Annotated in this window: 6 protein-coding genes; 3 read left to right on the top strand and 3 right to left on the bottom strand. The window is 41.9% G+C overall.

Annotated elements, in window-relative coordinates:
* Together ACE3PQ_RS00540 and ACE3PQ_RS00535 are read right to left on the bottom strand one after the other, a co-directional pair.
* A partial coding sequence (locus ACE3PQ_RS00540) for an extracellular solute-binding protein (protein WP_374294216.1) occupies positions 1 to 1,254 on the bottom strand: 1,254 nt, incomplete at its 3' end.
* Between the two features lie 268 nt (positions 1,255 to 1,522).
* Positions 1,523 to 4,789, bottom strand: a complete 3,267-nt coding sequence (locus tag ACE3PQ_RS00535; protein ID WP_374294208.1) for a LysM peptidoglycan-binding domain-containing protein — start codon at positions 4,787 to 4,789, stop codon at positions 1,523 to 1,525.
* A gap of 419 nt (positions 4,790 to 5,208) precedes the next feature.
* Here ACE3PQ_RS00535 and dnaQ point away from each other — a divergent pair, with 419 nt between their 5' ends.
* The 3 genes from dnaQ to nudC all read left to right on the top strand — a co-directional run bounded on the left by dnaQ (position 5,209) and on the right by nudC (position 9,221).
* Positions 5,209 to 6,621 (top strand): DNA polymerase III subunit epsilon, encoded by a 1,413-nt coding sequence (dnaQ, locus tag ACE3PQ_RS00530; protein ID WP_374294206.1) that lies wholly within the window; start codon positions 5,209 to 5,211, stop codon positions 6,619 to 6,621.
* Positions 6,622 to 6,810: 189 nt separating this feature from the next.
* Positions 6,811 to 8,460, top strand: a complete 1,650-nt coding sequence (locus ACE3PQ_RS00525) for a chemotaxis protein (protein WP_374294204.1) — start codon at positions 6,811 to 6,813, stop codon at positions 8,458 to 8,460.
* 8 nt (positions 8,461 to 8,468) lie between these two features.
* Positions 8,469 to 9,221, top strand: coding sequence for an NAD(+) diphosphatase (gene nudC, locus ACE3PQ_RS00520; RefSeq protein WP_374294202.1), 753 nt, complete (start codon positions 8,469 to 8,471; stop codon positions 9,219 to 9,221).
* 13 nt (positions 9,222 to 9,234) lie between these two features.
* Here the strand turns inward: nudC and ACE3PQ_RS00515 are convergent, their stop codons facing one another.
* Positions 9,235 to 10,119: an alpha/beta hydrolase gene (locus ACE3PQ_RS00515; RefSeq protein ID WP_374294200.1), complete on the bottom strand. Its 885-nt coding sequence runs from the start codon at positions 10,117 to 10,119 to the stop codon at positions 9,235 to 9,237.
* Positions 10,120 to 10,121: the final 2 nt, after the last annotated feature.

The raw sequence follows: 10,121 nt of genomic DNA, 5'->3' as shown, positions 1-10,121 counted from the left end.
TTTTTTATTCACTTTGTAGCCTTGATTGGCAAGCATATGCCGAGCAACCAGTAAATTAAAGCGGTTGAAACCACTGGCATCGGATATAGGATTTTTCCAATCTCGCATAATGCCGTGTTTGATCAATGGGTGCATGGTTTTGAAATAAGGCTGTAAAACCTTTAGCTCAGCTGGAGATGGTTTGCCTTTGGCTTCAAGCTCACTATTGGCAAAATAACTTTGTAAACGCTGATATTGCCCATAAAACAATGCCTTATTCATCCACTCAAAATCGTAGGCATAGCTCAGCGCCTGACGGAAATAAATATCATCTAAAACTTTACGTCGTGTATTCAGCACGGTACTTTGGGTTGGCACAGGATTTTGATGATGAAATTCTATCTTTTTGATGAGTCCTGCTTGCACCGCATTGAAGTCATATTCAGTGACCCAACGTCGTGCTGTATATTCAGTGTGTGCGGTATATTGCCCTGTTTTAAAACCTTCAAAACCAATATCTAATGAGCGGTAATAAACGAATTTAATCCGATCAAAATTATTCGCACCTTTATTCACCATCACGTCTTTGCCCCAATAGTTTGGGTTGCGTTTATAGCTAATGGTACGACCACCCTCAACACGGTCAATCACATATGGACCACTACCGAGCGGTGCTTGTGAAGTCACTCGGGTGAAGTCTTTGCCCTGCCAGTATTTTTTGGAAAATATACTCACTGACGATACGATCAGTGGCATTTCTTTGTTGTCGTTAGTTTTAAAAATAAATTTTACATCATGTTTTGAAGTGGCTTGGATATCTTCAATTTCAGAAAAATAAATCCGAATCCCCGGCGCACCTTCGGTCAGTAATTTTTTAAAAGTAAATACCACATCTTCAGCAGTCAGTGGTGAACCATCGCTAAACTTGGCACGTGGATCAAGATGGAAAATTGCAGTTTTCGGTTGATCAGGATCATATGTCACGCTTTTGGCAAGCAGTGGATACATCACACCCGGTTCATCCAGTGAGCTCGACATGAGGCTGTCGTATAGATATTGCAGACCATCGGCTGCTGTACCCTTACCATTGACACTATTAAAATTATCAAATGTGCCTGTTGCAGGATAGGTAATCATGCCACCCTTAGGCGCATTAGCATTAGCATAAGGTAAGACTTTGGCATTGGCATAAGCAGGTTTGGCATCTAAACTGACATAGTTCAGCGTCTGGACTGCGGCATGACTCAGGCTTGCACTTGTATCGAGAAATGCCATGCCGAGAAAAAAGCAAGATGCCTGAAAAGCTTTTAAATGAAAGCCTTTAGTCTGAGCACTTAAGCTTTTAAAGCCTTTAACCTGAAAACCCATACAGACTCCCTGTGACATTTCCTGTGGTTGTTTTTCTGCAATGCAAAATGGTAATTCACTTTAGATTACTTTGTCCTAAAGTCAAAACACTAAAATCAGAACACTAAAATCAAACCATTAACATCAAAATGCTAAAGTAAAAATTAAAAACCACATGCCAAAACCATATTTCAAATTAGTTATTTGGCACGGTGAGGCTTTGTCCAAGTTGAAGCTGTGCATTGACTTTAAGATCATTCATTTCAGCAAGCTCTTCAGTCGTGACGCCATACTTACGTGCAAGTGCAATCAGGCTATCACCACGTTTGACTTGATAGCTTTGTGTCAGTTTTGGCACTTTGAGCTTTTGCCCAACACGCAGATTTGCTCGACTAGAGATATTATTTAAGCCTGCAAGTTCTGCATTGGTGATGCCATAGCGGTTAGAAATTGCTGTTAAAGACTCACCCGAGTGCACGGTATAACTTTCTGTTGCACCGTTGAAGCTTGCTGTGCTTTCACTTTCAGCTTGTACTTCATTGGTTTTTGCATTTTTTACAGCTTTGTCAGTCGTATCAGGAACTGAATTTGAAGCATCTGCATCGGCTTGTAATTTTAATACTTGCCCACGGCGTAACATGGCATTGGTGGCAATATTATTCATCTGCGCCAAATCTTTGACATACAAGTCAAACTTATCCGCTACAGCGATCAATGTATCGCCACTTTGCACTTGGTAAGTGCTCGGGCGTTTCGAGCTTGTCGCTGTTTTTGAAGTATCTTCGATCACTGGTACTTGTAACTTCTGACCAACATAGATCTGACTATTGGATTTGAGATTATTCAGTGTTGCCAATTCTGCCAAACTGATTTTGTACTTCGTTGCTACAGTGCTGAGATAATCCCCTGCAACGACGGTATAACTTACCGTTTGAATGGCATTATTCATTTGGCTTTCAGTCGCTTTCGCTGTTGATGATTTTTCATCGACTTGATCCGCAGGCACTCGGATACGCTGACCAACCAATAAACCACTGCTTGGATTGAGATCAGCATTCAACGACGCAAGCTCCGTCGTGCTCATGTTATAACGATCTGCAATCTGCTTGAGATATTCGCCACGTTTGACACGATATTCTACTGTTTTTATTTCAGCGTTTTTACTGTTCTCTTTTTGAGTACTGTTTTTTTGCACACTGTCTTTTTGCGCACTGTCTTTTCGAGAATTGTCTTGCTGATTTTTTGCTTTAAAGTCTTTTGGTTCAACTAGGGTAATGCGTTGACCAATACGTAAATTACTGGTCGGCGTTAAATCATTCCACGCCGCCACATCACGTAGATTGAGCTGATACTGACTTACCAAACTGGTTAAACTATCTCCTGCACGAACAGTATAACGCTCAGGTGCTTTGGCTTGCTCAACCTTTTCAACAGGCGGTTTTACATCATAGAGATATAGCTTCGTACCGACATACAGTGGACGCTCTGCGTTGATTTGATTCCACTGGGCAATATCACGCCAATTCACACCAAAACGTGTCGCAATAATGGCTAAAGTATCGCCAGACTTGACCGTGTAAATCTCACGTTTACCCTTTGGTGCGACTACGACCACTTCGTTTTTGGTTTCTACGATTGGTTTTGCTCGATTCAGCTCAGCATCTTTGCTTTTTGCCGCAAGCTCTGCCTCAGCTACCGCTTTTGGAATAGCGTAATTGATCTCAACATCTTGACCTGTTTGCTCTGCGATAGATTGACTACTTTGGATCGCAGTGAGGCGAATCTTACCATCTAATGGATCAACAATCTCTGTGCCTTTTGGTGCGATTTTCTCAAGCTCTGCGATGACTTGTTGCTTCTCAACCTCTGTTTGTTGTTTTACCGCTTCGCTTGGTTGTTGCTGTGCTATTTTTTCAACCTGCATTGCAGTCTGAGCGGTTGTCTTCGCCGTCTGCTCTGCTTGCTCAGCAACGATCACTTGTTTTTCAACTTCTGAGATTGGTGGTTCGAGATTGATTTGCTTCACTGCTGTGCTCGGAGTGATCGACACAGGTAGTCGTGGTGCGCTTGGCACATAGGCATCGGATGCAAAACTTGCTAAAGCATTCGAACCTTTTGGTGTAGATTGTTTTTCAAACTTAGGGACTGTTGCAACTGTGGTGTTTTGTGCTGTTGCACTGCTTGAAGTCGTGATTTTTAATGCAGAATTATTTGTTGTAGCTTGTGTGGTTGCTGTCGTTGCCTTTTGCGTACTTGTTTGTTGCTTAGCAATCGCACTTGAGTTTGGTAGTTCGCTTGGACTACGTGTCACCAAAACAGAAGATTGTAATGACGGTGTGTTGGCACTTTTCAGTGTTGGTAATGGTGCACTACCACCTGCCCACAAACCACCTGAGCCTGATACCGTTTTCATTTTGGCAATTTTGGTATCAACACTTGCACTCACTTCATTCGGAATGAGAATTCGATTTGGCGCAAATGGATCGGTATAGTTGCCACGGTGTCCCGGATTCAGTGCATAAAGCTCACCACGACTGACTCCTGAGATGCTAGACAATTCATTTAAGTCAATCGCACCGGGAATCGTAACTTCACGAAAGTGTGGTCGATTGGCGATCGGTGGCAATGACACGCCATATTGATGTGGATTCTTGATGATTTGTGCAACAGCTAAGAAACGAGGTACATAGTTCATGGTTTCAGTTGGTAGTTTTAATGACCAAAAATCGGTAGCTAGACCAGCAGCCTTGTTACGATTGATCGCCTGTTGCACTCGTCCCGGACCACCATTATAGGCGGCTAAGGCAAGTTCCCATGAACCGAATTGATTGTATAAACTACTGAGATATTCATAGGCAGCACGAGTAGACTCCACCACATCACGACGTCCATCGTACAAATCTGTCTGACGCAGACCATAGATCTTGCCTGTACTTGGAATAAACTGCCACATCCCTGCCGCTGCTGCGCTACTAGTCGCAGCTGGATCGTATGAGCTCTCAATCACAGGTAATAGCGCAAGTTCGGTTGGGATACCACGACGCTCAGCTTCTTTGACTGTGTAATAAATATAGCGACTGGCACGTGCACTCAACCGATCCAAATACGGCTGACGAGTAATAAACCAACCACGCTGGGCTTCAATCCGTGGATTGTAAAGATTGAGATTCATTTTGAAGCCAACGGTCATGCGCTTCCATACATCACCATGGCGCAGAATCAGTAGTCGATCACCTTCCACAGCACGCATATCTGTGGCGTAAAGTAGATTTTCTAATGAGTCGACGCTGCCCGCATCTAGCAGCTCATCATCGGCAACACTAGATTTTGCCACAGAGGATTTTTGTGGTGTTGAACTACACGCTGTTAATACACCCAATGAAGCGATAGCAGTCGCAATGATTGATAATCGAAAAGAACGGCTGATAGTGGTAGACCAAATCATCGGGGTGGCATTCAACATAAAACAATCCAAAATATTAATGGTGAAATGTTTATTACTAGATTCACTATTCTAGTGTGATAAAACAAAACTCTATTTATGACTTACACTTAACACGGCTTTCATGTGTCAAAAACACTAAAAAACAAATTTCTTTAGACTAAAGTCCAAAAGGTTAAACACAGCATTGTAGTAAACCCTCAACTGATTACAATGCCCTTTTATGTAACGCATAGATCGCAAATGTTACAAGAAATTTAATCCATATTCTGCAAGCGTCTGCACATTGCGCATGCGCTTACACCACAGAATACAACAATGTGGCTTGCACTTTTGGCTCGAACAAAGCATGATTTAAGCCAATTCTTTATATCGCACTCACGCTTGTTTTGGTTCGTATGGTCAATTCTTCTACAAACGCTTCTACTCCCCCTTCAACCTTGCATAAACAATATACACTTTATGTTGATGGTGCATGCAAAGGCAATCCCGGGAAGGGTGGTTGGGGTGCATACATCATTGACCCAGAGCAAGGCAAAAAAGAGCTATTTGGTGGTGCAGAAGATACCACGAACAACCGCATGGAGCTCACCGCGGCGATCGAAGGCATTCGAGCTTGTCCGACATCTGCAAAGCTGACTATCTATACCGATTCCAACTATGTCAAACGTGGCATCACCGAGTGGATCACAGGTTGGAAAGCGAAAAATTGGAAGGATGTGAAAAATCCTGACCTTTGGCAAACACTCGATGAAGTCACACAAGGGCGTGAAATCGATTGGCATTGGATCAAAGGTCATGCAGGTCATGAAGGCAATGAACGTGCCGATCAACTGGCAAACAAAGGTGTAGGTTCCCTCCAATCGACCACAACAACACCAAGCGGTAAAAGTGATGATAAAAAAAAAGTGACTGAATCCGATTGGTTGCTCGATGATCCTTTTGGATTAGATGCGACAGACTCAACAGAGGAAACTGATTTGTCTGAAGAAACTGATCATTTAGAAGAATTAGAAGAAGTAACTGATGAAATTTCCGATGAAAGTATAATTAGCACGCCAAAAGCTGAGATCAAAGCTCAGATTACAGAAAATGCGCATATCAAAATCACTGAAACCACCAACCCACAAGTTGGTGAGCGACTACTGATACTCGATACCGAAACCACAGGTTTTTATTATCAAGACAGCGATCGCATCATTGAAGTTGGCGCAATTGAGATGATCAACCGCAAACTTACAGGTAGCTCGATTCATATCTATATCAATCCCGAAAAGCCAGTGGGTGAGTCTGAAAATGTTCACGGTATCAGCGACGAGTTCCTCAAAGATAAACCAAAGTTTGCTGAGATCGCAGACACTTTGTTCGCTTATCTCGAAGGTGCAGAAATCGTTGCGCACAACGCAACTTTCGATATGAACTTCTTAGATGCAGAATTCGAACGTGCTTTAGACAAAAAGCTTTCAGCTGTCTGCAAAGTGACCGATACACTTGCCATTGCAAAACGCAAACACCCTGGACAAAAGAATTCCCTAGATATCCTCGTCAAGCGCTATGAAATTCCACCTCGTGATCGTACTTTCCACGGCGCATTACTCGATGCGGAGATTTTGGCAGACGTTTATCTTGCGATGACTGGTGGTCAGGTGAGCTTTAGCCTAGATCAACATCATCAAAAATCGGCAAGTGATCAAACCATCAATACAAACACCAATACACAACACGACATTCCACTCATTTTTCCAACAGAAAGTGAGTTGGAAGCACATCAAGCTTGGATAAATACCTTTAAAGAAAAGAATGAGAAAGACAGTTTATTTGCCGTATCGGAAACAAAACTTCTCGAATCGTGATGGAGTATTCAAAAGCATCTCATCTAATGCGTTTTTAATAAGATTATTCTTAGATTTTTCACAGCTTATGCTTTTCCTCCCTGCTTGACGATGGTATGTTATCCATTGTTAAAAACGATTGTCGTCAAATGAAATAAATAAGCTGAAGTGTATCACTGAAGCACACAAACTAAGGAAAGGTCTAAACCTATGTCATTTCAATCTTCATCACATTTTGATCCGACATCTTTGCTGATCGTTCGAAAGGAAATTGATCAAAGCATTAAACATGTTGAAAACGGGGTAAGTGCTTTATTAGAAGATGGTAGCGCACCATTTGGACTAGACGATGCACTGACAAATCTTGAGCAGTGTGCACACGTCCTTCGCTTAGTCGAACAACCTCAACTGGGTCAACTCACCGAACTCACTGCAAAAGTGATGAAAAAAATTATTGAAGACACTCAAGCAGGACAAGTTGATCAAGCACGTGTAGAAGCGATAAGTGAAGCCACTAACGTGACGAAACGCTATTTGGACTTCTTATGTGTTCGTGAAACTTTAGCGCCTCAGTTTTTATTACCAACGATCAATAAACTTGAAGCAAGTCTACAGCTAACTTTGACACGTGAAGGAGTTTTCCTCACGCCATTTTTAGAAACGGTTCATCCAAATGTTGCCTTAGACGCTCCTGCGGATTTACCAAAAAGTAAATATGTACAACGCCTTTACAAGCTAAGTCTTTTAAATCTATTAAAAATGCAAGAAACAGATTTGGACTTCCAAGCCTTATCATTGTGCGGTAACTATTTATCTTCAATTGCAACGGGTACATCATCTGAGCAATATTGGCGTTTAGTTCATATTGCGCTTAGAGATTTAGATCAAATCATTTTGACTGAAACACGATTGCGTGTCCTCGTTCAGATCGAACAGCAAAGCCATGCTTTCTTGAATGATGCGCAGTTTAGCCCGACTCAACAGGATTATGCCGATATTCTCGTGCTATGTATGAGTCAAGAAAGTCAGCTTGCACAGCAGCTTCGTGAACAACTTAATGTACATGATGAAGTGTTGAGTGACGATCAGATGCAAGTGCTCAGTCGTCAGCTTTATGGTCCTGATTTGGATACGATTCAAACAGTGGTTGAGCTATTGAACGGTCAAATCAAAGGCATTAGCAATCGCATTGAAACAGGACAATATATTCAGCAAGACAATGAACGTCAGGAAATCGTTGCAAGCCTACGTGAAGCTGTAAATGTTTTCCAAGTCATTAATCTCACCGATTCTGCTGCTAAGCTTCGTAGTCAAGCAGATCAGATCGAAGCAAATGAAAATCTGAGCAGTGACAAACACGCCAATGATGTCATGAGCAGTTTGTTATTTGCCACCAACTCTTTGCAAATCTTAGAGCGTAATTACACCCCTGCTCGCTTAAAATTAAAATTCAATAATACTCAAATCACGCTCGATAAAATCGAAGAAGCGCAAATGGCTGTATGTGAAGAAGCACGTATTTCTTTAACAAAAGTCAGTGAGCAAATTGTTCAATATCAACAAACTCAAGATAATGAGCAACTCACAGGTGTTGCTGATATCTTGCGTGAAGTGTCTGGTGCTTTGTTATTCTTAGAGTCAGATGATGGGCATAAAATCTTGCAAAAAGCTGGACAATTAGTCGATCAAATCACGACTCAACAAAAAAGCTTAGATCCTGCTCAGTTGAAGTTACTTGCACAGTCAATCGCAAGTGCAGAATATTACTTTGAGCAGCTTCAACAAAATCAACCGATTCTCGCTCGCCCAATGCAAATTGGCTTGCAAAGCATCACGGAGCTTGAGCAAGCGGTCGCTTAAGGAACACCATGACGAGCCAACTCGCTTATTTATTTTGCGATCAGCAATTAGTTGTTAACGATCATTTTGAGTTGCCAATACTTGAAGCAACTCAAGATGAACTGTTCCTCGACCATATCGCCAATCAAGTTATCGTTAGAAATATCTCTCAAGCAACAGATATTCCAGATGGCTTTCATCTCGTACCGATACGTGAACTGATCATGCGATGGTCAAAGACCGAATTTGAACAAGCTTCTCGTGCAAAACAGCTCCTAGAATGGCGTAACAATCACCGCTATTGTAGTCGTTGCGGTTCGGCAACACAGCCTCATGACACCCAATTGGCAATGGTTTGTCAAAGTTGTCATTACTATCAATATCCTCGGGTTCAACCGTGTGTTATTACGATCATTCGTCGTGGTCATGAGATTTTATTGGCGAAGTCAGTTCATGCAAAAAATGACATGTATGGTCTGATTGCAGGCTTTGTTGAAGTTGGCGAGACACTTGAACACGCTGTGGCGAGAGAGACTTTGGAAGAAATTGGCATCCGATTAAAGAATATTCAATACTTATCAAGCCAACCGTGGCCATTTCCATCCAATTTAATGATCGCATTTTCCGCTGAATACGAAAGTGGTGAACTCATTTTGCAAGAAGATGAAATCGCCGATGCGGGATTCTATGCGATAGATGCTTTACCAGTGATTCCAATGCAAGGCAGTATCGCCCATCAAATGATCATGGATACTATCGCTAAAATCCAATCTGAATCGTAACAAATTCAATGTTTTAATCTTCAATAAAATCTAGAATCAATCGTTTGGTTGGGAAAAATCGTGCAAACTTCTCAGCCAATGTTGCAATGACATTGACATGACGTGTCCGAGCGATTCGCTTAACTTCGACGTGATTGCCAATATCTTTAAGGCTTTGAACCATTTTCTCAGTATTGCTATCTGCAACTAGGGTATCATTCCCCGCAACAATCAATAAGTGTTTAATCTGATTTGGTTGAACATAATAATTCGGCATCAAGTGCTCAGGTGCAATGTCTTGCGGTAAGGCAAACTGTGCAATCGGATCACCACGATGCTCAAAGCTATATGTACCTGCTATACCAATAAGCGCATGAATCGCATCTTCTCGCTCAATTTTCACATGAAGATCAGGATGATATAGCGCAGCTGAAATATTAAATGCACCCGCCGAATGTCCCATCAAAATTAACTTATCTGCGTTATAGCCATATTCTGCCGACTGAGAATGGTCTAGCAACCAGTTAGTTGCGAGGATCGTATCTTCCACAAAATCAGGATAAATATGCTCAGGCGCAAGTCGATAATTCATGCAGGCTACAAAAAAGCCTGACTGCGCCAAGCTTTGTGCAAGAAAGCGATAATCTTGTTTGTTACCGTGTTGCCATGAACCACCATGCACAAATAAGATTACGGCTCGATCAGCTCTCGGCTGATATGGCACATACAGATCTAATTGTTGTCGTGCTAACTCTGCATACTCTGACTCTACATATTGTAAGTCTTCAAGACAGATTGCATGATCTCTGACTATGAGCTGATTCAGCACATAGTTCGGCAGATCATACCAACGCCATTTTGGTAGCCATTGCAGTGTAACTAGCTCTTTTATCGTAAGTGATTTTAATCGCTTTAACACAA

Source organism: Acinetobacter sp. (genome assembly GCF_041911495.1).
Classification (GTDB): domain Bacteria; phylum Pseudomonadota; class Gammaproteobacteria; order Pseudomonadales; family Moraxellaceae; genus Acinetobacter.
This window is presented reverse-complemented; position numbering and strand designations above follow the sequence as displayed.

Bases quoted from the DNA above. Each gene is read 5' to 3' on its own strand.
- ACE3PQ_RS00535 (WP_374294208.1), bottom strand. From the start codon at position 4,789: ATGTTGAATGCCACCCCGATGATTTGGTCTACCACTATCAGCCGTTCT.
- ACE3PQ_RS00525 (WP_374294204.1), top strand. From the start codon at position 6,811: ATGTCATTTCAATCTTCATCACATTTTGATCCGACATCTTTGCTGATC.
- nudC (WP_374294202.1), top strand. From the start codon at position 8,469: ATGACGAGCCAACTCGCTTATTTATTTTGCGATCAGCAATTAGTTGTT.